This is a genomic window from Actinomycetota bacterium, from assembly GCA_018334075.1.
Classification (GTDB): domain Bacteria; phylum Actinomycetota; class Coriobacteriia; order Anaerosomatales; family UBA912; genus JAGXSC01.
Genome location: JAGXSC010000023.1, coordinates 1 through 23,532 on the forward strand (window position 1 = coordinate 1; position 23,532 = coordinate 23,532).

The 23,532-nt window shown below is 61.0% G+C and carries 12 protein-coding genes, 1 tRNA gene and 1 pseudogene; 1 reads left to right on the forward strand and 13 read right to left on the reverse strand.

The genetic code is table 11. From position 1 onward, the window contains the following. The 13 genes and pseudogenes from KGZ89_03585 to KGZ89_03645 form a co-directional block, all read right to left on the reverse strand. A partial coding sequence (locus tag KGZ89_03585) for a phage Gp37/Gp68 family protein (GenBank protein ID MBS3973932.1) occupies window positions 1-491 on the reverse strand: 491 nt, incomplete at its 3' end. Further along, window positions 488-1,114 carry a hypothetical protein gene (locus KGZ89_03590; GenBank protein ID MBS3973933.1) on the reverse strand — a complete coding sequence of 209 codons (627 nt, stop codon included), beginning with the start codon at window positions 1,112-1,114 and terminating at the stop codon, window positions 488-490. The genes KGZ89_03590 and KGZ89_03585, both read right to left, overlap by 4 nt. A 203-nt stretch (window positions 1,115-1,317) precedes the next feature. Beyond that, window positions 1,318-6,726, reverse strand: a complete 5,409-nt coding sequence (locus KGZ89_03595; GenBank protein MBS3973934.1) for a DEAD/DEAH box helicase — start codon at window positions 6,724-6,726, stop codon at window positions 1,318-1,320. Window positions 6,727-6,778: 52 nt separating this feature from the next. Further along, on the reverse strand, window positions 6,779-12,037 hold the full coding sequence (locus tag KGZ89_03600) for a hypothetical protein (protein ID MBS3973935.1): 5,259 nt from the start codon (window positions 12,035-12,037) through the stop codon (window positions 6,779-6,781). After that, a complete protein-coding gene (drmD, locus tag KGZ89_03605) occupies window positions 12,034-15,282 on the reverse strand; it encodes a DISARM system SNF2-like helicase DrmD (GenBank protein MBS3973936.1) in 3,249 nt (1,082 codons plus the stop codon). The genes KGZ89_03600 and drmD overlap by 4 nt, the downstream gene beginning before the upstream one ends. 259 nt (window positions 15,283-15,541) lie before the next feature. Continuing rightward, a pseudogene (locus tag KGZ89_03610) lies at window positions 15,542-15,853 on the reverse strand (AAA family ATPase). A gap of 146 nt (window positions 15,854-15,999) precedes the next feature. After that, complete coding sequence (locus KGZ89_03615) at window positions 16,000-17,835, reverse strand: RNA-directed DNA polymerase (GenBank protein MBS3973937.1); 1,836 nt, start codon at window positions 17,833-17,835, stop codon at window positions 16,000-16,002. Window positions 17,836-18,104: 269 nt separating this feature from the next. Continuing rightward, complete coding sequence (locus KGZ89_03620; protein ID MBS3973938.1) at window positions 18,105-19,094, reverse strand: hypothetical protein; 990 nt, start codon at window positions 19,092-19,094, stop codon at window positions 18,105-18,107. A 189-nt stretch (window positions 19,095-19,283) separates the two neighbouring features. Next, the gene (locus KGZ89_03625; protein MBS3973939.1) at window positions 19,284-20,315 is read right to left on the reverse strand and encodes a restriction endonuclease; all 1,032 of its coding nucleotides are present in this window, start codon (window positions 20,313-20,315) and stop codon (window positions 19,284-19,286) included. A 184-nt stretch (window positions 20,316-20,499) separates the two neighbouring features. Next, complete coding sequence (locus tag KGZ89_03630; protein ID MBS3973940.1) at window positions 20,500-20,994, reverse strand: hypothetical protein; 495 nt, start codon at window positions 20,992-20,994, stop codon at window positions 20,500-20,502. A 217-nt stretch (window positions 20,995-21,211) separates the two neighbouring features. Then, entirely contained in the window at window positions 21,212-22,036 is an 825-nt protein-coding gene (locus KGZ89_03635) for a hypothetical protein (protein MBS3973941.1), read from the reverse strand. Then, window positions 22,023-22,472, reverse strand: coding sequence for a DUF488 domain-containing protein (locus KGZ89_03640; GenBank protein MBS3973942.1), 450 nt, complete (start codon window positions 22,470-22,472; stop codon window positions 22,023-22,025). Before KGZ89_03640 ends, KGZ89_03635 begins: the two co-directional genes overlap by 14 nt. A gap of 149 nt (window positions 22,473-22,621) precedes the next feature. Then, window positions 22,622-22,714: transfer RNA gene (locus tag KGZ89_03645), tRNA-Ser, on the reverse strand. Window positions 22,715-22,932: 218 nt separating this feature from the next. On the opposite strand from KGZ89_03645, the gene KGZ89_03650 reads away from it, so the two are divergent. After that, window positions 22,933-23,394 (forward strand): FKBP-type peptidyl-prolyl cis-trans isomerase, encoded by a 462-nt coding sequence (locus tag KGZ89_03650; protein ID MBS3973943.1) that lies wholly within the window; start codon window positions 22,933-22,935, stop codon window positions 23,392-23,394. The last annotated feature ends 138 nt before the right edge of the window (window positions 23,395-23,532 follow it).

The window sequence follows — 23,532 nt, forward strand, 5'->3', positions numbered from 1 at the left end:
AATGGCCCGAGCAGCGGCTCAACTGACAAGAACCTGACCGTCGCCGGCACCTTGCGCAGATGCTCCACACGAGTGAGATGCTCGTTGTCCTCGACGGTAACACCCATCCACACGTTGTTGGGCCAGCTTAGAAACGGAGTGACCTCTGCAAGCCGGTCTGCGCGTTTGGTCAGTAGTTGGTATGTGTGTCGCGGTGTTGCCTCCATGATCTCGAAGACCCGTTGGATGAAGTCAACGGGAACCTCTTCATGGAAGAGGTCGCCCATGGAGTTCACGAAGACCATGCGCGGCTTTGACCACGAGAGGGGCAGCGGAAGCATGTGCTCGTGAGTTCGAACCGCAAACCCATCCCGATAATTGGGCTGGCCCATAGCCTGCAGGCGCTTTGCCATTCGTTCCGCATAACAGTGAAGGCAACCAGGAGATATCTTGGAGCACCCTGTCACTGGGTTCCATGTCGTCTCAGTCCACTCGATGGTTGTTATACTCACGATTGGCTCAAGTCCTTGACTAGATGGTTGGCAATGCTCAGTGCGGCCTTCTGCGCGGCAGGGCTCGTGCTCGAGACGCCCAATACCAGTGCGAAGAGCGGAGCACCCTTGCTGTTCCTGAGCACCCCAGCATTCGACACAGCTGCAAATTCCGTGCTCAAACGCTTTCGGACGTAGTCAACTACTTGCCGAGTCGATGCCTCCTTCATGAGTGCTTCATCGTCCATATCGAAGAGCGCCTGTTGTGGACTCGGTCTGTAAAACTCCTCATACCAATCATGCGTTCCAAACAACCGGTCGAGATGAGCAATCCAGGAATCTGGAATCTGACCGTTTTTGGTCATCATTCGAATCACTCCGCCAAGTGGGAATAGAAGTGCACGAATCGGCGAGCCGACAAGAAAGGCCTCGGTGGCCGCTCGCTCAGACTCATCACCGAAAAAGCCCTCCATATCGGGATTGGCGATCCCAGCCTTGAGTGCCTGCTTGCCCCACCCAGCGAACGCGTCAACGTAGTTCAAACGGCACCAGTGCTGCTTCTCCATGACTTTCAGGTAGGCGCGGGTGTAGTTCTCGACGCAGTCAAGTTTGGATTCACTCCAGCTTCCCCCGAACTTTTTCATCTGCCCCCCGTGACCATATCGCTCCGATATAAAACCCATCGGTATGACATTCGCTCGAAACCCCCGCCCTACCCTAAGGCCATTGTGATAGACATGTCGGACTTTGTGAACATGCTCCGACGTTTTTATCACATCAAATCGTCAAGCCGGTACTGTCAGTACTACTCCGGCCTCAACCGAAGTTCCACCCCACCTCAAGACGCCTAGTCGGTAGCGAACCAAGATGTGTCACGGCGCACGGATTCGCGAAGATCGTTATCGCCAAGGTAGCCGGCCAGGCGCCGGAAGTGCTTAGCCATCGCGCCAGGATCCCCAAGCTCGGCCACCGTGACTTCTATGACCTCCCAGCCGTGACCACGGAGCCAATCCCTGATTTGCCGGTCCTTCGCTGCAACACGCGGGTCTCCATGCAATCCACTGCTCATCCCATCGAGGTAGATTGCGACGCCCTCGTCCTCATCGTGGTGCTCACCCCTGTAGATCACATCAGGCGTAGTGGTTCCGATGGCGACATCCAACCTAATCTGCTCTCCCCTGACTCCCTCCGAGAAGCCCGCAGCGAGCAGAAGTGCTCTCAGTCGGCGCTCAGGTTCATTCACCGGGTATGAGCCCCCCGATGGCTCTCGGGACGGCTGTTTGGGCGGGATCTCGTGACCCTTTGCGAGCTGTTCGCCCCAAGCATCGAGACATTCGAGTACAACTGTCCTATCGAGGTGCTTGTGGTAGTAGCCGTTGCGGAAGGTCTGCAGGCAATCGACGCAGGAAGAGGCACACACTGCGGGACAATCCGCTGCGATGGCGCGAGCGGCTGCGAGCACATCGTTGAACCGCTCGAGTATCTGGTCGAGGAGTCCTGATCCCCCGGCCATCTGATCCCAAAGAACCGCATCGACCTCATCGCGGTCGACATGGCCAAGCACAAGCACCTGAAGATCATCTCGGTGCATATCGAGTACTTGGGCCGCGCCCATACGCAGGACCTCAAGCACACTGTACGCAGCCGTGTGATCCGCACAGCTTCTCAATATTAAGGCGTCGGCGGCGACATCTGCATAGAAGCCGACAGGCCTGACCGGTCGGCCACATCGCTCCTCGTGGGATTCGCTGAACTTCTCGAGCTGACGCTCAGAGGAGAGCGGCGAGACGCTCTGCCCGCAAACGGTGCAGACCGGATAGCCGAGATAAGGGGTTTTGCGCGCAATTGCACTCGAGGCTCCAATGTTTACCAGCCTCAGCCGATCGCCTCTCAGGTGCTGCACGTCTTGCGGCCCCCAGCTATAGCTTCGACCGCCGTTGTGTTGTTCTCGCTCAACGCCGTGCACGGCCACGCCCATCTGGAAGCGCAACACTTCGTCGTCGGAGATGTGAGACTGATGCATCAGATCGACATCGCAAACAGCGATAGCCTCGAGAGCCTGCGGACCAAGTGCAGATGTGCCCCCTGGGAACTCGATTTGCTTGACTGCTTGCCGCTCGATAGACACCTCGAACGCCGGAATCTCCGCACTTTCTTCGTCCACATCGCGATGGAAGCGGCGAGCAACGAAGCGGTTTCCGTTGGCGTAGATAAGGTTGCCCGGCACATACTCGCGCAGGGCAACGCTGGGCGAGCGCGGCAGGGCAAACTCCATTGCCCCTGTCCTCCAGAACGGAATCTCGGCTATCCCCAAGATCGAACCAACCTCAAGGCCGTAGCCAGGCAGGAATCCCTCTGCGGCGAGCATTCCGAACGTGTTCACGTCATCGTAGCCCTCGGCCTCGCGACGAGAGCGGCGTTTCGTTCCCTTCATTCGCTTGACCAGACTGTCACACCTGCGGAACAGCGCGTCGTCTTCGGGGTCGAGCGAGCCCTGTTGCTCGCGAAGCCTATTGAGTCGCGCGATCTGTTCCATGGCCCAGGCAAGACGACGCCGCACCCTCGAGACGACGATGGCGATCTCCGCGGCCATGCCAAGAACACAGGTGCGAAGGCGCTCCATATCAACAACCGCCGCATCCTCTTCCGGCCAACCATTTCGAAACGCGGCGGCCACATATTCAACGAGATCGTCGGCGTTATCTCGGATGAGGCGGTCGAATGGCGAGAAATCGAACGGCGCTGTGCGCACCAACCCGCCATCGAACAGGTACGACGAAACTCGATTCGGCAGACACGCACGAAGCACGGTATCGATGTGAGCGCGTCCCTCGGGAGCGCGAGCAGTGTCGTGGACGTACTGATGGAGTCGCGTAATAACGGTGGCATGCACGTGCTTGCCGACCATGACCTCGTTGCTCAGGTTGAAAGCCGGCGGATCGACTCTGCCCGCGAGCAACTTGATGGGGTCCGAGAAGTAGGCTCGGTCGTGCGAGGTCGGACGGCAGTAAGTCATATCGACCGCCATGCGATGACGCCGTCCCGCGCGCCCCGCCCTCTGCCAGTAGTTCGCGGGCAAGGGCGGCACATTGCGCATGAGAACCGCGTCCAGCTGGCCAATATCGACACCGAGCTCCAGCGTGGGGGTGCAGACGAGGGCGTTCAAGGCGTCAGTGTCGCCCTTGAAGAGGTTCTCCAGGCGCTCCCGTTCGTCGGCAGGAACCATGGCTGTGTGCTCCTCGGGACGCAGCATCGAATAGCCGGAGTCGAGCAGCTGCAGGTCGTAGTTGTCCGGGTCCTCGGCGACCCACTGGAGTTCACCGCCACAGCGCCAAGATGTACAAGCCATCTTAGGAGTGCGCCGAGAGTAGCGTCGACGACAGCTTCCGCACTGCCACACACCATGATTCGAGCTCAAGCGGAGCTTGTCCGCATCAAGCTGATACACTTCGCTGACGTCAGGCAAGGGATTGCCTCTTGAGCCCTTGAGGGTAACGGGAACGAGCAGCTGCCGCTCGACCAGCTCTCCGAAAAGCCCCTCCAAGAACTCCTCTACCTCATCGGGAGGAACGCCCCATTTCTTGGCGACCTGACTCATGGTTGTATCGCCGCGGTCGCTCAGCCACTGGGCGACCCACTCGGACTTCTCGCTATACCCCCTCCGCAGCTTCGTCCCTTTCGGGGCGCCGATCTGCTGCAGGTATCCCTGCTGTATTTCGAGATCGCCATCCATCCAAAAGCGAGAGAATATCTCGCGCTCCGGGTCGTGCAGCACCCGGGTCCTTCTGAAGTAGTCAAGGACAGTGGCCACTCCATCGCACAGATCGTTGGGCGGTATGCCAAGGTAATTTGCGTTCCGCTGTATCCACGGCCAGGCCTCGGATAGGCCTTCGTACTCTACCTTCATGCGGCCCCATGGCTCGAGTCCGATGGATTGCCGCGATGAAAGCGTCACCTCACGCAGTACTTGGATGCGAAGAAACTTGCGGCGCTCCTGCTCGTGCCGGCCGCCTCCGCCCTCCTTGCGCACAACCAGCCACACCTCGGGTACCAGTGCCCGTGAAAGCGACTCATCTTTCTCGAGCCGGTCATCGATATAGAGCGCCAGCTCGCCGATTGACAGGCGGCCCTCCTTTAGCCCCTCCGCCATCAGGCCGCGAAGACGGAACCTTCGGGAGTGGTCCTTCATCCATCCAGCCTGGAACGCTGCATCCTGGCGGTTATCGCAAAAGACGAGCAGACGCGGGCGCTCGGAGTGGTGAACCATGTCTTGCGCAAGGACGTGTACATCGGCCACGTTCACCGCCCGCACTGGCTTTGCGGGCTCGCGGTAAAAACCCGACAGACCCCGCCCGTTCGCACGACAGGACAGGCAGCTCGTTAGCCTTCCCGGGTTCGACTCCTTCTGCCGAACCGCGAAAAGCCGGACACTCTGTCCCACGACACCGCAATGACCACATCTGGCAAAGGGGTCGGGGTGCATCGCTCCACAGTGGCGGCAGACGTGGACCTCGGCGAGCCGGTCACGTTCATCGAGATCTTCGTCGTCTTCGCCACCGACTATCCGATCCACAAGCACAACTCTGCTGCCACCCTGCGCCTCTTCTAGCGGCTCCCAGAAACTGCTATCGCCGTGAGCCTCCCCACCTTCAGGACGCCGCCCCAAGAACCTAAAGTCCTTCAGTGTCGTCACGTAGTAGTGCTGACCGCAAGTCGTGCAGGTGAGAACCGGAAAGTGAGCGAGCTTCTCCTGTTCAGGTCCGGTGATCTCGTCCTCGGCGGCGAGACGAAGCACAGGCTCGTCGTCAAGCGGGAAGCTGACGACTGCCCCGCTGACTCCCCTGACGAAGCCATGGACGACCGGCCGCAACAACGGGCGCCCACCGGCTCTTGCGGCCGCCCCGAGGGTAAGCCACGCAAGAATCTCGGCCTCGGAAATTGAACGGCCGAGGTGTGGCTCAAGTAGGCCGGGGAGCTCACCTAGCGCCCGCGGCGCGACCAATACCTCGCTTAGCTGGTAGGCAATCTCACTGTGGGCGAGCTCGCGACCCAGAGCCTCGGCCCAATCGCCTTCCGGAAGCTCCTTGCCCGAAAGACGGTGGTATGCGAGAGAGACTTCCTCGGTGATCTGGGCCTCATCCGCCTCGACCGCACTGACGCACTCATCTAGCAGCTGCCCGGGGTCGAAACGAAGAGGCGGTGCCACTACTCGTTCACTGGACCATACGTCCTTCTGGTATGCCTCACCGATGGTCTTGACATTCGCGGCAGGTACACCGAAAAACCTCGAAGCGAAGTTGCGGGCCGCATCAGGGTCGCTTGGATCAGCGATTGTTGCGGATGTGGCTATGCACACGGTCTGTTGCTCACTGCGTCCACAGAAGGCACGCAGCCTACGAATCAGGCACGCCGTCTCAGCACCTTGCGCGCCTGTGAAGGTATGGGCCTCATCGAACACCAGGAAATCCAGCCGCGCGTCGGCGAACAGCTCCACATCCTTTTGCCGAGTAAGCAAGAGCTCAATCTGCTTGACGTTCGTTAGCAGGATTCGCGGCTGACCGCCTGCCGAGCGCATCATCTCCCGGGAACAAACCTCTTCCGGCGGATAGACCGTCTCGCTTCGCTTCTCCTGCCGAATCTGCGCTAGCTTGGCCTCGTAGTCTGCCCGCGAAGAGCCAGCGGGCATCCGAATACCAGCGACCTCGTGTTCGTGCTCCGGCGTCTTGCCTACGTACATGCCGAAAGTGATGCCTGTGCCTGCAAGGAGGGAGCGCATTCGCATTAACTGATCCTCAGCCAGCGCGTTCATCGGATAGATGATGACAGCGCTGATGCCGGATGCTTCCTCGTCATCCCGCAGCTTTAGGCACTTGCTGACGATAGGATAGAGAAAGCACTCGGTCTTACCCGAGCCGGTTCCGGTCGAGACTAGTGTCGTCTTTCCCGAGGCGATCGCACGAATCGCCTGCTCCTGATGCCCGTAGAGGTGCGAGATGGATTCGGGGATGCGCTGACGCATGTGGGGATGCAAAAGGCCCTCGGAGATCAGCTGGTCGACTTCGGCGCCTTTACTGAAGGGCCGAGACAGGCTTACAAAGGGCCCCTGGAGCAGTGGCGACTGCCGCGTGGCATCCAAGGCGAGCAGTTTTCGCATCTGCGCACGCAGTCGCTCGTCTGCGAAGGCGTAGGTAGTGAACTGGTACCGCAAAAAGCTCTTCACGACATTCTCAGTGAAGACGATTGGGTTCAGAGCCACTTGTTCACGCCCTTCCGTGTTTTGGCCAGCTTATTCTCAGCGCGAAAGCGCCTCACCACAACGCCTCCTGTCTGCCGTCATTCAACAGCGACGGTGGTGGATCCTCCGAGCGCCTGGGCTCCTCGCCGCGCTCACGCGCCTCGATCTCGTCGAGCAGCTCGCGGTAACCCTGCTCGCCGAGCAGGTTGCGTGCGTGCAGACGACACTCGCGCCACGACTCCTCTGCGCTCTGCGCGAGCTGCCAATCGTAGAAGCGCGGTCCCAGCCGACTCGCGACCGGCTGCGAGTGCTTCGCGCGCTCGTCGTGACCGAGGCCGTAGTCGGCGAGCCTAAGCGTCTCTGGCAGCATCCACCCCTCGCCCTCGTTCTGGGCGAGGAACACCTCAATCCCTGCTTCACGGTCGCCGCCGCACGCGCGGATCTTTTCCTCAAGGTCGTGGAAGGCGACGAGCGTGAGCACTGTGTGACGCAGCTCGGGGTCCTTGTCTTTGTCGACGCGCCAGAAGCCCTTGCCTGTCCCCAGGACTTCGCCCAACGGCAAATCGCAGTCGGTGAGCATGTGTCTGAACTCGCCTGAGTCGAAACCAAAGAGCGCGGCCGAGCATGCGTCGAAGGCCACGCGGAGTCTCAGATGTTCAGCGCCACTCTGAGAAGTGACGGGCCTGATTGATGCAATCCTTCGCAACCAGTCCGGAGCGAAAGGGATTCCGGCCATATCGAGCTGCTCGGCAACACCTGCCAACGACGGGTGATTCGGTGGTGGCACGGCGAGGGACTCCGCAATATGCCAGTTCAAGTGCATACCGGACATCCGTTGGCGCACCGACCAATCGAAGACCAATGACCCGAGAAGACCCACTAGGAGCGGCTTCTGGTACTGCAAGCGGTCTGGCAACTCGAGAACCGGAACTGGGTTGCCACATGGCAAGTGTGGAACCAGCGCCGCAATGAACGTCCTGGCATTAGTTGCGTTGGAGATGTCGCGGAACACGACTCGAGACCAGCCGACGACCGTATCCATCGGCCAGGAATCGCGACCCATGAGGTACTGCGTCTGCAGGAACCTAGCGCCGTTTGCTCCGATTGCTGCCTCGCCCGCTGCCCAGTCGTGCAGCCAGATGCTCTTCCCCTCATATAGCGGCAACGCCACGTCCTCGACGTCGTCCTCGCGGATCCACGCATCTCCCTCGCGCGACAGCACCACCCCAGCGAGGATGTCCGCGCGCGGGAGCGGCAGCACGTCATAGGGCGGCTGGGCGCAGCGCAGTCGCCACTCGGTCCGCGCAACGTCGCCGGGCTTCAGGATGTGGCCGTGTACGAAGCGCGCATCGGCCTCACGGCGTTCGGGGCTGGCGGTCGCGTCGAACAGCCACTCCTCAAGCTCGACTTCAGCCGGCACCGCGCGCACGGGGTCGATGCCGAGCTCGGCCCACAGCTCTTGAATCGGACGCCAGTTGCCAAGCAGCCAGCGGCTGTACTCGTCGGGCCGATAACCTTTGGCCTCCCAAACCGGCCGCGGCGGGAAGAGCTTCGAGTCGCTCGTCATGTTGAAATCGCCCTGCGCGTACTTCACGCCCCAGCCGTCCGGGCCGTCGTCGCCCAGCAGCACCGAGTTCGCATAGATCTTCTCGAGAATCTCCAGGTCGCGCGCGGACTGGATCTCTAAGATCGCGCGGCTCTTGGGGCTGAAGCGCTCGACCTGCTCGCGCGTGTACGGGACCGCGAGCTCCTCGGCTCGCTCCCAGTCCTCGAGCGAGCGGCGCATGAACGCTGTGTGGATAGCCTCCGTGCGCCCGCCCTTCTCGATGATGACGGAATTGAATTTGAACGAGCGGTGAATGTCGAAGATGCCTTCCTTGTTCTCGAAACCGAAAAGCCACTCCCATCGGCAGCGGTCGAGAAAGAGCTCACGCAGCGCGCCCGTACCGTGATCGGAGTAGAGCCCTGAGGGAACGATGAAGCCTAGACGTCCGCCTCTTCGCAGGAGCGCGTGCGCGATCTCAAGGAAGAGTTTGTAAGTGTATGCCTTACCCTTGCCCCGATACCGGAATGGGTGTGCTGCATCCGCGTACCCGCGCGACGCTCGCCGGAGATCGCGCCAGCGGGCTTGCAGCGCATCGTTCTCGCGCCCGCGCGAGATGGCGAACCGGTCCGCGCTCGCCTCGGCCCCCTCCGGGTCGCCGAAGGGGTTCGCCGCGTACTTCATCCAGTTCGAGTCGCCCGCGAAGCCCGTCGTGTAGCCGAGCCACGCGCGCTCGACGGCCTCCTCGGCGAAGTATTCGGTCTGCTTGCGCAGCGCCTCCTGCTTGCCGTAGGAGCGGTAGAGCGGGTCGATGTTGCTGAAGTACTCCTTGGAGTTGGGTTGCAGCGTCTCCCACGGCGGGTTGCCAAGCACCGCATCGAAGCCCGAGGTGCTCGCGCTAAACACATCGGGGAACTCGAGTTCCCAGTGGAAGAAGCGCTTCTCGGCGGCTATGCGACGTGCGGCTGCGCTGGTCTGTTCGGCAGGGTCGTGTAGCGTGGTGGGAAGCGGAGCGTCGTCGAGCTCATCGGCGGGCCAGAACCAGCACGCGCACCACAGGTCCATCGCCTCCTTGAGCTGCTGGTATGCTGGCGAGCCCACGAGCTCTTCGCGGTAGATACGGGCGCGCTCGGCGGTGTCGTGGACGGGCAGCTCGTGCAGGCGCGCAAGTGTGGCGAGCGCGTCGTCGTGGATAGTCGCAGCCTCGGCGGCGGCCTCGCGCAGATCGAAGAGCGTGGGGCCGGAGAGGAAGCGTGCGAGGTGGCCCTTGAGCGGGCCTGATGCGAAAGCCTTGATCGCCTTGGTGCGGGCATCCTTGGCCAAGTGCACGCCGTTTGAGTGCCCCTTGTCGCCGCCCTCGCGGTTCTTGAACGCCATAACGGGGTAGTGGCCAAACGTGTCGAACCACGCGCCTACAAGCGCGTTGCCGCACTTGATCTTGTGGTCGATAAAGGAAAACGGCAACGAGCGGTCCATCGTCTCGATCCACAAAGACAATCGCGCTAGCTCCACAGCAAGCGGGTCAAGATCCACGCCGTAGATGCAGCGCTCCACCACGTGGCGGCGCAGCAGCACTTTGAGGCGCGGCTCGAACTCGGAATCCGTGGTGCGGCAAGGCATGAGTTCCTGAGTGAGGCGCTCCTCGGGCACCGGTTCGCCGGCGGGTGGCTCGATGAGGCGCACCACCGCACGCTCACGGGCAGGGTCGTCGGAGACGCGATCGTGGAAAAGTAGCGACTCGTAGAGGGCCTCGGTAAGGAAGCGCAGTGCTGATACCGGGAACGTACCGGAACCGCAAGCCGGGTCGACTACGGTGAGTGCGAGGATCTCCTCGGGCGCCTTGGGCTTCCAGGCGGCCGGAGGGGCGTCGGTGTTCGGGGTGCCATCGGCATGCGTGGGCGGATCGTACGCGAGGGGGCGCAGCGTGCGCTGGACAGTGGGAACCGCGAGAGCGGGGCGTGTGTAGAAGGTACCCGAACCCTTGCGCGTGCCGCCCCAGCGCACGACGTACCACTCACCTGGGAGCACGATGTCGCGCGCGAGCAGCTTGCGGGCGGCGAGCTCGACATCCTCTGCATGGCGCAGTTGGCGTTCTGGCGTGGGCTTGCCGCGCGGCACTCGCACGAGACCAGCGGCAACTACCGCCCGGCCAGCCCACGTCTCCGCGCGCTCGCGGGCGCTGCGGCGGGCATCAGCTGCAGCATCAACGAATTCTGCCGCGCCGGGCTCCTCGGCGGCGATGAGACAGGTATCGAGATCGTCTTCGGCCACGAGCTCCTCGGGTAGATAGAACTCCTCGGCAGAGGGCTCTTCCTCTTCCGACTCTTCCGGGGAGTCCTCGGCGTCGCTCTTCTTGATCTTCTCGAGCAGGTCCTTGATGGCGCGATCGTCCATCGCCTCTAGGCGCGAGAGCGGCAAAGCCGGCGCTTTGCCCACGGCCAGGAAGACTATCGGGTCGCCCGCGGGTGCCTGCTTGAGCTCGTAGTCGAGCAGGCCCTCGTACAGAATGCCGATGTACTCGCTTGAGAGATCGGAGAAGTCGACCGGGCTGGGCATCCAGGTGCTTGCGCGACCCTGGCGGATTTTCACGTGGGTGCGGGTGATGAGCTCGAGCATGTCGTGCACAGTGCGGTCGGTCACGGCCTCGCGCTCGAAGCAAGCACGCTCGAAGAGCGCCAGCGCACGGGAGAGCGGGTCAGGGCTTGCCGCATCGCCGGGCGCGAAGAGGTCGCCGCCGTACGCGGGTACGAGCAGCGCCTCGTGCGAGGATCCTTGGTAAACGAGCCGGAAGAGCGAGAGGACTCGCGGCCACGCTGCGTGCCCGCGCGCAAGGCGGTTGCCGGAGCGGTGACCCAGCTTCTGGAGCTCCTCGATGAGGCCGTTCAGGCCGTACGAGCCGTGATAGAGCGCGTTGTCGCGCGGCAGCAGCTCGCGTGACTCGGCGAAGAGCACGACCACCATGCGCATGACGATGCGCACCGCGGCGCGATAGACGTCTGCGGGAGGGATGTTGGCGGCGTGCTCGGCGAGCAATTCACTGTGCGCCTGCACCAGGAGCTCGACCGCCTTGCGCACGCGCTCGCCAAGTACGGCCGACAGCTCCGCTTGACCCTTGCGGGCGTCGAGAATGGCGCGCTCAAGAGGCGCGGTCGCCTCCCTTTCGGCGGGCGTCCAGAGCGGCGGCTGCAGCAGCGTGCGCAGAGCGTGGAGTTGCGGAGCGACGCCGCCTTCTTCAACGAAGAGCTCGGCTTCGGCTTCGCAGAACGCCTCGAAGTCGAGACCCGCGAAGATGAGACGCCACTGGCGACCGTTAGTGATGAGTGCAAGGCGATGGTTCGAGGCGCGAAGCCACTGGACGACGTTGCTCACACTCCTGCGCCCCCGACCCACGCCAACGCGCTTCTCTTTGTCGATGAAGATCGGCAAGATGCCATCGCGAGGGCCCAGCCAAAGGTGCCGCGGCTTGATGATCTCGCCGGTAAGCGCCCGACGGCCGTACTTTGCGTCGATGGCGGATCCACGCAGCCACGCACCTCCGGCTCGCGGTCCGAAACCGCAGATGCGCTCTAGGACAAAGGTGATGAAGGTGGTGGTATCAACGCCGTCGTCTTCGTTGAGGAGCGAGGTAAGCTGCTTGCGTAGCTCGCGCTCCGTGTAGGCGTCGAGCGAGGATGGCTCGTAGGCGGCGATCTCGCGCAGACGCTGGGGGTCGAGTAGCAGGCCGCCGTGGCGCAGCAGGTCCCAGCCGGGGATGCTGGCGGAGCTTGTGATCACGGAGGCCGGCATCATCGCACGCCCCCTTCGGCGGGCAGGCGTATCTCGACGCAGACGGGGAAGACGTGCGCGTCGCCTGCCATCGCGTGGCGCTTGGGGATAAGGCGACGGATGATGCGTTCGCGTTCGCGTTCGAGCTGCTCGCGCACCTCTTCGTAGTGGCGGCAACGGCGGTCGATCTCGGCTTGCTTCTTCTCGATGGAGCGCGCAAGATCATCGAGACGCGACTCCTCGTCGAAGAGCGCTCCCTGCAAGCGTTCGGTTTTGAGCTTCTCGATCTCTCGCTCGAGCTTGGCGAGCGTGTTCTCTTTGATGAGCGAGGAGAGTTCACCCGCGCGGCTCGCGTAGCGCTCGTTCTCATGGGCCTTCGCCTGCTCGCCGGCAACCTCAAGCTCGGCTTTGAGCGTACTGCTGAGGCGTTCGGCGTGATTGGTCACAAGTGTCTTGAGCTGTGGCAGAGCGTCATCGAAGATGTCCGTCGCGCGGGCGATCAGAGCAGAGTCGGCCGTGGGCGCGGCTTCGCCTAGAGTCGAAGCGGCCTCGTGGGGAAGCGGCTCGCTCAGCTGGCCGCTACGCACTGGCAGCGCGATCGTACGCACCCAGTGGTGGAACGTCTCGCGCAGCTCGTTGACGCCGATCTCCTCAACGGAAAGCAGCACGAGCGCATCCGCGCCATGCGGCACGTCACCCAGACGCACCGTCCAGCGGCTCACCTCGTCGCCGGTGCCGCTGTAGCGACGTCGCGAGAGTACGGAGAACGCGCGGTCGAGCATCGGGTGCGACAGGTGCATCATCGCGACGTCCGCGCGCGGATTGAACACGGTGCGCTCCCCTACTTGCTCGATGAAGGGCGCTCCGTCGAAGGCAAGGCGCATGAGTGCACCGCGGGCGTTGCGCAGCGACTCATCGACGACCTCAACCCAACCGGATAGTCCCGGATTCAGCAGGCGCCAAGTGCCTTCAGGCTCCGAGGTCGACGGCACGAGCTGCGGGCGGCCGACACGGATCGCAAGCGCGGCATCAAGCGTTTCACGCATTGCACCCGGGTCGAGGTCAAGCTCGTCGGCGAGCGCGGAGAGCTGTTGGACGGCAGCGACATCGTCGGTGACGACGGTCGTGTCGGCATCCATGCTCGCGCGGTTCTTGCTGAGCAGAAGGCGGCGCTCAAGCTCATCGGTGACAGTCGCGGCGTTCTCGCCATCGATGAGACGCCGGTGGGCAGCCTCAGCAAAGAGCTCGTTTGCGCTGCCAAGATCTTCTCGGATACTGTTCGCCTTGCGCATCACGTGAGCGAGGAACTTCAAATCGTCGTCTGTGTCGGACTCGAAGTGGAAGATCTGCACGTCGCGCGCCTGCCCGTGCCGGTCGAGACGACCATTGCGCTGCTCAAGCTTGCTGGGGTTCCACGGCAGATCGTAGTGGAGCATGTAGCGTGCAGTGTGTTGTAGGTTCAGGCCCTCTGAGGCGGCGTCCGTGCCGATGAGGATGCGCACGTCCTCGCGTGGGTCGTTGAAGGCGCGCTTCACGTCGTTGCGTGTCGCGTCGTCCATCCCGCCGAAAAGCGTGAGGATGCGCTCATGCTCATAGCGCTCGCGCAGGCGACGGGTCAGGTAGTCGAGCGTGGTCTTGTACTCTGTGAAGATGACGAGGCGCTCGTCAGCACGCCACGCACCGTCGCTGCGCAGAAGCCCCTCGATGATACCGAAAAGCTCATCGAGCCGGGTGTCTACCGCCGGGTCGAGGTCCGAGCAGACGCCGGTCGTGGCGGTGTCGAGCTTGAGCTGTGCGAGAGCGTCACCAATGGCCGCGATCTGCGGCTGGACGTGCGGGGCCGCCTTCTTGAGCCACGCGCCGACGATGCCGGCAGCCGTCGCCTCCTGTGACTGAGACTCGCGGTCGTCGCCGGTCTCTCGTTCGACGGCCTTACGTGCAGCTTCCACCTCGGTCTCGGTAGCCCCCTCTACCTCCGCGAGCCCCTCCTGACAGCGGCTCCAAGACTCGGCGAAGGCCACAGGGCACGATAGCAGTCGCTTGCCCAGGATCTCGACGGCGAAGCTGCCGGCACGCCGTCGCCTTCGGTCACCTGCCGCAATCCAGGCGCGCATCTTGGTGCGAAACTCTTGGAAAGCCTCAGTAAGCGCAGCCTCTTCGGCGGAGGGCGCGAGCTTCAACGCAAGCGGGTCCAAGCGAGTGCAGAACTTCGGCGGGCTTGTGCGAGCGTTGATCTCGGACTTGAGACGGCGCAATACGACCTGTTGGACGCGCGCCTTCTCGGCAGGCTTAAGCTCGTCAGTCGCGCTAAAACGCACCGGGTCGAGTAGCTCAAGCAGGCCCGTGAAGCTGCGAGTGTGGCCGTTGTGAGGCGTAGCGGAAAGGAACAAGCGGTGCTCGAAGAGCGGAGTGAGGTGGCGCAGCATCTTGGTGAGATCACTGTCTTCGCCAAAGGGGGACGGCATCAGGTTGTGGCACTCATCGACGATAAGCATGTCCCACGGTAGGTGCGCCGAGCCATCCTGGCGTCGTGATGCGGCGATAAACTGGTCGAGCACGTCCGGCTGGCGCAGGTAGTGATACGACGCAATGATTCGCGTATACGAGCGCCAAGGATTTGCGTCCATGCCCAACCGCCGCCGAAGCGCTTGCGTCTCCGCGCGGTCCACGAGGTCGAACGGCAACGCGAACTTGTCCTTCATCTCGTCACGCCACTGAAGGCGAAGTGAGGCTGGCGTCAGGATCAGAACACGCTGCACGCGCCTGCGGACTAGGAGCTCAGACAGAATGAGACCGGCTTCGACCGTTTTTCCGATGCCTACATCATCGGCAATTAGCAGGTTCACCCGCGGCATGCGGAGAGCCTTGAGAAGCGGAACGAGCTGGTAGTCGTCGACTTCTACTGCGCCGTGAAAAGGGCTCGATATCGGCAGGCGGTTAAGCGGACCGCGACCGTCGGGGTCAAGAAAAGGCATCGCACTCGTCCAGCGCGCCGAGCGCAGAAGGGCATCGAAGTCATCGGCGGGCATCGGGCCGAACCGTGTCGGGTCAGGCAGGGCATTGGGCTCGAGGAGTCGGGCGTGCGGAAGTTCCAGTTCCCAGATGAGCTGCTCGCCTTTTGGAAGCTGATCGTCCTTATAATCGAGCTGAACGAGGTGCAACCGGCCGTCCTCACCGTCGAACGGTTCGACGGCGGCAATCACACCTCGGCGGTTGCGGACAGTCGCAAACATGCCCGGACGCGGAACCTGAATTGATTGACTTTTCATCACAGGCTGCTCCTGGACTCGGGGTGCATGGCCGCGAAAACTCTCCGCACGGTCAGCACGCGCGCACCCCCTTCGTGGGCTCTCCCGGTCAAACAACAAGCGCGGCGCGCAACGGCGCACCGCGAGTCCGATCTTACCAGAACCTAACCCGTATCTTACTAAAGAGGGCTGACACGCGCTTAGCGTTCTCGCCGACGCAGGGCGAGCTCCAGCTCCTCGTCGAAAACGTGCGTGTAGATCATCGCCGTCAGTCCCCAAGTTACCTAACCGTCGCCATTGCAGTTACAGTGAGTTTGCCCTGCCTCACGTACGCTGCGAGGTCTGCCTTCGCGTCTTCGTTCAGGTCTGTGAAAGTGACAGTGATGCGTATTGGCGAGTCAGTCTACTTATGGTGAAAGTCATCCGCACAGAGTCGACTCAGGTCAGTCGAGGTGTCCTTGAACTGGCGGAAGAATACGTTAAGCGCATACAACACCGTGGACTTGCCGGAGCCGTTCCTGCCGACGAGGCAGGTATAGTCGCGCAGTGTGAGTGTCTCGTCACGGAAGCCGCGGAAGTTCTGAATGCGCACGGATTCGCTGAGACTCCTGAGTCACCGCCCCCGTTCCCATACCGTTGTATACGTCCCCCCCTGTGTGGCTAACGTCTGACGGATAACCTGCGAGCGAAGCTAGTCAAGTTGATCAGTTTGTTCGACGAGCCAGCGCATATCGCATTTCAGATAGCCTCGCTCCAGTTGGTCATTGCGTGCACCGAGAACCCGTCCTGCAAAGGTCCAGGGGTGCTGTCGCGCAGTTTGGCCAACTCACGCTTGAGTAGTCCGGGGACAATCTCGTCCCTGTACCAGTTACTGCGCCTCATGATTCGAAGCAGGCAGAGCGAACGTGAATCATAGTACTCCCTGTTGGGAAGTCGACGTTTCCTAGACCTCAGGAACTGAGAGGATCTGAGCTTCGCATCATCGGAGCCTGCATCGACCACCGCTTCGACGAATGCATGCAGCCTTCTGACGGACGCATCTTCGACCAGAACAATCTTGCTCTTTGCGGCATCAGCAAAATACTCGCTCCCGCGCAAGACCAAGTAGCAGTACTTGATAAAGTCGATGTCCAGTGCATCTTCGTAGAGGGGCAGGATCGGTGCGATGTGGTCCTTGGTGCCGAATTTCGAGAGAGCAAGCATGCATTGGGCGCGGGCATAGGCCGTCCTTGGCTCTGCGAAACCATTTCGTGCAAAAAGATGGTCGGAAACATGCGTGCAGATTATGTCCCCCGTGGCGCGGTCGTATGGTACCGCCCACTCAAGAAGGGCATCATACATGCGAATCTCAACATCGTCATACAGATTGTCGGGAGAGCGCAGGTAATCAAGCAGTTCATCCAGTCTCGAAGCCTTAAACGCGATTGAATTCAAGTACTTCAGAATCTGACCTGCATCCGAAGGGAACTCGCAGATGTGGTTAAAGGCTTTAGGCGCAAGAGCAAGGGAGCCCAGCCACTTGGAGTAGGTGTAGTAGCGTCGAAGAACACGATTCCAGTTCTCGAGGCGGACCGGGCTGTCTAAGAACAGTTGAAGTCGGCCTTCGAACTCTTTAGTCTCTTCCGCGGAGAATGTGTGGCCCGCCTTACTGAGTTCATTTACGCCGTTCAGGTACTGGTTTTCCTCACGGTACTGCGAGGCAATCAACTTGGCCTGCGGGACTACGCGTGACTTCTTAGCATTCGGGTGAAGGCCCCTGCATTCAAGCACTGCTTGGAAACGTGCGAGTGCCTTCTTGCCCTCATTCTCTGTCGAAACGCCGATGAGAAAATCGTCCATCCAGCGTGCATATCGATTCTCCTGCTGCTCCTTGTCAAATGCGGCATCAACAGGAACAAGGAATCCGTGGGCAAGTATGCGTGAGGCGTCGTGACTCTCTTGTGGAAGTCCCCGACCGCTGTGATGACGGTACCCGTTGTGAGCGAGCATCGAGTCCAACACATAGAACAGAAGGTTCTCGAGTTCGGGCCGTATGGTCACACACTCGGACAGACGCTGACGGAGTTGAACGTGGTCAACAGACCAGAAGAAGCTGGCAATGTCCGCGTACACGACGAATGGGAAGGAGTCGCTGATCTCCGCAATCAACGCATGGTAGGGGCTCCAACGTTCGAACCACGTTTGGTAGTCGCTCTCATCGACGGGAAACGCCGTGAGCTGATCGCGGCTGAAGAAGACAGTGCCCCCAGAACCGGCATGCACCGACTTCTCGAGGCTGTCACAGATGGCCTTCAGTACTAGCTGATCTTCGAGCTCAAGGAAGCTCAGCGGGCGAGTTAGGCCGTCCTTCTTCGCACCACGAATGACAGTGCATGAGCTTGTGACGTAGTGGCCATTTTGGAGGCGGTAGATCAACTGGCTCAGATTACCATCAAGGTTCATCTGGTAGGCCAAGTTGTCCACGGGATCACGGATCAACTCGTTTCGTGCGCTTTCACGATATCGCTTCCAGACAGCCTTTAGCTTTAGAAGAGTGAAGACCTCCTCAAGTCCTAGCGGCTCCACTTCCGGCATGCGCTCCCCCCTAAACCTGCCAGACTCCGACTAGCAATCATTCTGCAGTCCGCGCTAATGGATACTCAATCCATGCGTAGGCTAGGTATTAGATTATCATGCCGGGCGTCAGGGGTCACTCCATCCCTGCTCAACACCGGCTTTTTATAGCAGCTAGGGTTTGTCCGAGGCTTCTACCACATCGAGTCGCACCGGCATGGGCACAGTCCGGCACCTGGCGACGAATACGTGTACGTGGAGAACGGGTGTACGAGCCGGCGGCCTGGGAATTACTGGCCCTTCCTGTCCGGACGACAGACGCTGCAGGCGCGCTTCCCTGCTCGTCCCGCGCTCGTGGTCGTCTTGTAGTGTCGTCCCAGCTTTGTGGATTTGCGGAGGGTTGAGCACGTCTGCCGGTGGTACACGTCGGAGTCAACGAGGGCGAAGTAGCCGTACTGCTCCCGGACGAGGTCGAGCATCAGAATCGCCTTCAGCGAATTGGCTTCAGTGTCATAGTTCACATCGGCCCCATGAAGGACGGCATTCCGACGAACCTCCTTCGGGAGCGGGTCACCATGCTCGAAGTCGCCCACCATCGTGGCGACTATCACCGAGCGCGCAGCTTCGTTGAGTTGAGCCGACCACCGCTGAGGCTCTTCCGGCCCCGCGAATGTCTCTCCAAGAAACCGATGGTAGTCCGCCCCCTTCATCCGGCCCTTCGGTACATGAAGGTCGGCGACTACCCCTTCGACCGAGGCCAGCAGCACCGGCACCGTCAAAGTGAAGTCGCGCTTGAGGTGGGCACGCATGACCGCATCTAGGATATGCGCTCTACGTCGCAATAGATGGCACTCTGACCACTCCTGCCGAAGGTCCTTAAGCACTCGTTTCGAGACTAGCCGCACGAAGAGCGCGTCGATCTCGATACGCGCCTCCATGCCCTTGTTGTCGTAGAGGTTGACGACTTCAGCGACTACCAACAGCGGCACGTCGAACGGTGGCCAGCCGAACTTGATACAGACTTCGGGATAGTGTTCCAGACGCTCAAGGACTGGACGCATCGTCTCGCTGAAACCTGCGGTCGCTCTTTGTATCTCGTGGCTGACAGCCGCGAGCACGTCCTGCACTGGCTTCAACGCCTGCTGAATCGCCTTTTGATAATCGGCGAATGGACGCAACGCCTCGCGAAATGCCCGAAGCGACTCGTCGTTGAAGTTGTGCCAGCTAGGCGGGAGCTGATTCATCACCGCCGTTCCCTCCCTGTCGTGAACCATCGCCACTGCAACCTACCATGTGAAAACCGTTCCGTAGCCGGTCGCCGTGGTGCCAACGGTTCCGGAGAACGCCCTGCGAGCCGGCCCACGCTATGCCAGCGCCAAGAAGCAACACAGAGACGGATGATGAGCTTCGATGCTTCTGTCTCTATGCAGAACCTCTTTCAGATCGCAGGCCGCTCACGTAATCCCCCGCTAGTCCTCGTCTGCCTTCGGGGATGGCACATAGACGCTCCGAAGCGGAAGCGCGCCCTTGTATTTGGCGTCGAACGACTCATAGTGCTCCAGCACCAGATCGACAAGCTCGCTGCCGTCGACGAGCCGCAGGTTGGACCTGTTGTGCGCAAAGTCCCGAGCCTGCTTAGTGTACTCACCAAGCGAAACAAGCAAGCCGAACTCGCTGTTCTCCACGTTACCGTAGAGAGCCGAAACCTCCGGAAGGCCGACCTTGCCCTCACCGCTCTTGACCTGTACCTTCAGTATCGGCGGCTCAAATCCAAGGGGATCTCGGCTTGCTCGGATATCAACACCACCGTCAGGACCCGGTGGCGCTACCCGGGTTCGATACCCCATGGTGCGCAAGAGGTGGCTCACAAAGCCGGCGAACGGGTGGCCCTTGAATTCGGTGGCAAGGGTCTTGAGGATAAAGTCCCTGGTGGTCTGCTCGATCTCGTCGGCCACGAGCGCGACCGTGGGGTCCTCGTCCGGTGGCACAACGGGACCAGCACCTTGGAGCGCCGAGATGAACTCGTCCGCGTAGTTCTTCACCTGGAAAAGCGTAACCGCCGAGCCAATCTCGTAGAGTGCACCTTGTGAGAAGTATGTTCGCGGAAATGACTTCAGCCACTTCACTGGTCTCACACTCGCGTAGGGGTCAGCAGCGGTATTGGGGTACTTCTTCGCCATCTCGGGCCGGAATTCATAACTGCCAGTGACCCGGCCGATGTGCACCTCGCGATCGACCTTTGAGGGGTAGATGAAGAGGTCGCCCTCCTTGACCTCGTGCACGAAGCGGTACAACACGCCTGCGTAAACGGGAACAGCACCGGCCTTGACGGTCGGATACGCGTCAAGAATCGCTTTCTTGTAGGCCTCGCGATCTGCTGGATACCTCGATAGATCCCCCACCTCGGCCCAGCCTATGCCAACGACTTGCTCCTTCTTGAACTGAGGGTCACCATCAGCATACTTGCCTGCATGAATCCCCCAGACCGTTACATCTCCCATGGGCCGCCCCTTCGCTGACTGGATACGCAAAAGTCTAGCACAGCAGCTTGCGTCTCCCCCCGAACCGGAACTGCCAGCGTGTCGGTAGCAAGCAGTGCATCTTTGCCCCGCCCCCCTCGCCAAAACAGACGCCATCTCACTGGCGGAGAGGGAGGGATTCGAACCCTCGTACGGGCATGCGAAACTACGTCACGTCCAGTGACATGACTTTGCGAATCTCACGTTTCGACAGAAGCGGCGAAGTATTCACGGCAGTGTCGAGAACGGCATGGAGCATCTGTCCCTGAGCACAGAGCAAAAGGCCAAGTGCGTATAACGGCACAGCTATGAGGAGCCCGGGAAGGATACCGATGATCAGGGCAAGTGGTACGAACACCTCGGAACCGAAGATCCACGCACCGATGAGAGCGACAATGACAGGGGCCACCAAGGCGAAAGCCTTCAACAGGTTGCCGAAGCCGACGATAGTCCGTGCGACGATGTATGCGTCCGCGTAACGGGGCAGCAGCAGCCGGTTAGTCGCGTCACTCTCATAGTTCAGAGGCGCCATATCCGCTGCGACCTTCTTAGCCTCAGTGAACTCAGACTCTTGAGCCTCATCATCCCGCTGTGTCCCGCAAACCCAGCACTCATCGAGCTCGTCGTCGAGCACCTCCCTACACTCCGAGCAATTCCACATGTGCCCCTCCTCTCGCCCTTGGTTTTCGCCCCAACAATCATTCTGCAGTCCGCGCTAATGGATACTCAATCCATGCGCAAGTTAGGTATTAGATTATCATGCCGGACGCCTGGGGGTCACTCCATGTCTGCTCGCCACCGGCTTTTTATAGCCGTTCGCTAGAGTGCCAGAGTTATCTAGTCTGCATAGGCACTCCACTGATCGATTTCTTACTAGGTTAGCGCGGACCCGGCGGCGGGCGGTTTCCACGTTCGTGCGTATTAGGCAGGGGTGGCGCGTACACCCCGATACAGGAGAACTGTTTCGGGTGACTGATCGTCGTCCCTACGAAGAGGTGCACGTTGCGGCGCATGGGCCCCATTTGCACGTTGTACTTGTCGAGTACGTCATCGTGCGCCTTGTTCGGGTCCCAGCGCGCAAGCTGATTTCGATAGAGCTCGAAGGGCTCCCAATCGAACACTTGGAGGTCATGCCCCGTGCAGTCAGGATTGTCGGCGCACTTGAACTTGTAGCGAAAGGTCCACGGAACCTTCTGTAGTGGCTTGCGCGATGATTCGAACAGACTCTCTTGGTTCATGATTGACAGCTGCTTCGCGTTCCACTCGTCCGCATCGGGCACGAGGTAGAGCTCGGAATCACGAGCCACCCGGACAAGACCAATTGATCCCTCGAAAGCGTCGGCTCGCGCTTGGAGATCTTCCATTGTGCTCGCAAGAGGCAGCACTAGCGCATCTCGTCGAGCCCAGTCGACCTTGTCCTTCTTCGGGCCCTTGTAGAATTCGTCCACCGTTCGGATGCTCGCTGGATCGGGCGTGTAGGTGTCGCCCCTGCAGTCGGCGGTCTTGTGGGTCAGAGTTGCCTCGATAACATGCCACTTCTTGAACCACTGCGCGTAGGGCAGGTCCCGGAATCTGACTGGATACAGGCGCACGAAACGCTTTAGTTCGAGATCGAAACCGGCCGTGCAGACTGTCTCCTCGTACTTGGTGCTTGGATTCGGGTACGTTTTGACGGTGACGACGACGCGCCTACGCTCCGGCATGACGGAGGTGCCTCACCTCAACGCCCGACAGCAGCGGTACAACGCGCTCCGCGACGATGCTCCGGTGGCAGTAGGCGGGGTCTTCTTCAAAGCACACCAAGCACACACGCTGGTCGGCGGCGAGCGTCTTCAGTTCGTACAACGCGTCGCTCTGCTCGTCTAGCAGCCTTCCGAACTCCTGAGCGAACTCATCAAACGCCCAACCGCACTTGAGTCGCTCTCGTAGCGGCTTCGGGTTGCCCAACGAGCGCAGGTGCACGTAGCCGATATCGTTGTGCATGAGGAGTTCGGACAGCCGCGACTTCGAGAAGCCCCGCTTCCGGCTCATTGGCATCTCTCGAACATCGACGACGACACCGATACGCTGCGCTTTGAGCCGCGCCACCCACTGCTCGGCAGTAAACCCCTCATACCCAATTGTGCACAGCGGCGTCATGCTCACACTCCCAGCTAGGTTCGGACGTCGATAGGAAGCTCGTACGCTCGGCTCAAGAGTATCAGATCCGCAGGCAGAGCTGCCACCCCGGGCACAGCGCGGGAGGCACGAAAGCCCGCCCCCCCTCGCCAAAACAGACGCCATCTCACTGGCGGAGAGGGAGGGATTCGAACCCTCGTACGGGGGGTTGCCCCGTAAACGGTTTTCGAGACCGCCGCATTCAACCACTCTGCCACCTCTCCGCGGTGGTGCGCTGCGTATCAAACTTCACGCGCGGCAATCGGAGAGTATACAGAGGCCGGGGCCCAGCGGCAACGCGAGCCGTCTTCGTGCCCGCCGCTCATTGTGCCCCCCCGGGCTGTATGCCCCATGGCGCACTTGCGGTAAGATTCCCTGGTAACCGAATACCCCACTGGAGGCAAACGTGATCAGAAAGTCACTCTTAGTAGCCCTAAGCGCCATCGCCGTACTGGCCGTTGTCGCCACAAGCGGATGCGCCAGAACTCCCGCAGAAGACACCGAAGCTCCGCCGAGCGAAGCCGGGCAGGTCTCGACACCTCCGGAAGATGCCACGCAGGAGCCACCTGCCGCCGAGGATGTCACCGAACTCGTGATCGAGGACATCACGGTGGGAACAGGAGCTGAGGCCAAAGCGGGCGACACCGTTACCGTGCACTACACCGGCTGGCTAACCGATGGGACAGAGTTCGACTCCTCGGTGGGCCGTGAGCCGTTCCAATTCCCGCTCGGCCAGGGCCAGGTAATACCGGGCTGGGATCAGGGTGTTGCCGGTATGAAGGTCGGCGGCCAGCGCAGGCTCACCATTCCGCCGGATCTCGGCTATGGTGCGGCGGGAGCAGGTGGCGTCATTCCTCCCAATGCGACCCTGATCTTCGAGGTGGAATTGCTCTCGATCCCCTAGAGCGATCCCGGGCTGCATCTGTGCAGCCCCCCTCGGGTCACCCATCTCACAACCTCATATGCTCTGGCGGAGAGCCAGGGATTCGAACCCTGGGTACGGCTTCAAACCGCACACACGATTTCCAATCGTGCACCTTCA

What these genes read in the sequence shown, in the direction of transcription:
- KGZ89_03590 (MBS3973933.1), bottom strand. Translation starts at nt 1,114, where the DNA reads ATGAAAAAGTTCGGGGGAAGCTGGAGTGAATCCAAACTTGACTGCGTC.
- KGZ89_03600 (MBS3973935.1), bottom strand. Translation starts at nt 12,037, where the DNA reads ATGATGCCGGCCTCCGTGATCACAAGCTCCGCCAGCATCCCCGGCTGG.
- drmD (MBS3973936.1), bottom strand. Translation starts at nt 15,282, where the DNA reads ATGAAAAGTCAATCAATTCAGGTTCCGCGTCCGGGCATGTTTGCGACT.
- KGZ89_03615 (MBS3973937.1), bottom strand. Translation starts at nt 17,835, where the DNA reads ATGCCGGAAGTGGAGCCGCTAGGACTTGAGGAGGTCTTCACTCTTCTA.
- KGZ89_03625 (MBS3973939.1), bottom strand. Translation starts at nt 20,315, where the DNA reads ATGGGAGATGTAACGGTCTGGGGGATTCATGCAGGCAAGTATGCTGAT.
- KGZ89_03630 (MBS3973940.1), bottom strand. Translation starts at nt 20,994, where the DNA reads ATGTGGAATTGCTCGGAGTGTAGGGAGGTGCTCGACGACGAGCTCGAT.
- KGZ89_03635 (MBS3973941.1), bottom strand. Translation starts at nt 22,036, where the DNA reads ATGCCGGAGCGTAGGCGCGTCGTCGTCACCGTCAAAACGTACCCGAAT.
- KGZ89_03640 (MBS3973942.1), bottom strand. Translation starts at nt 22,472, where the DNA reads ATGACGCCGCTGTGCACAATTGGGTATGAGGGGTTTACTGCCGAGCAG.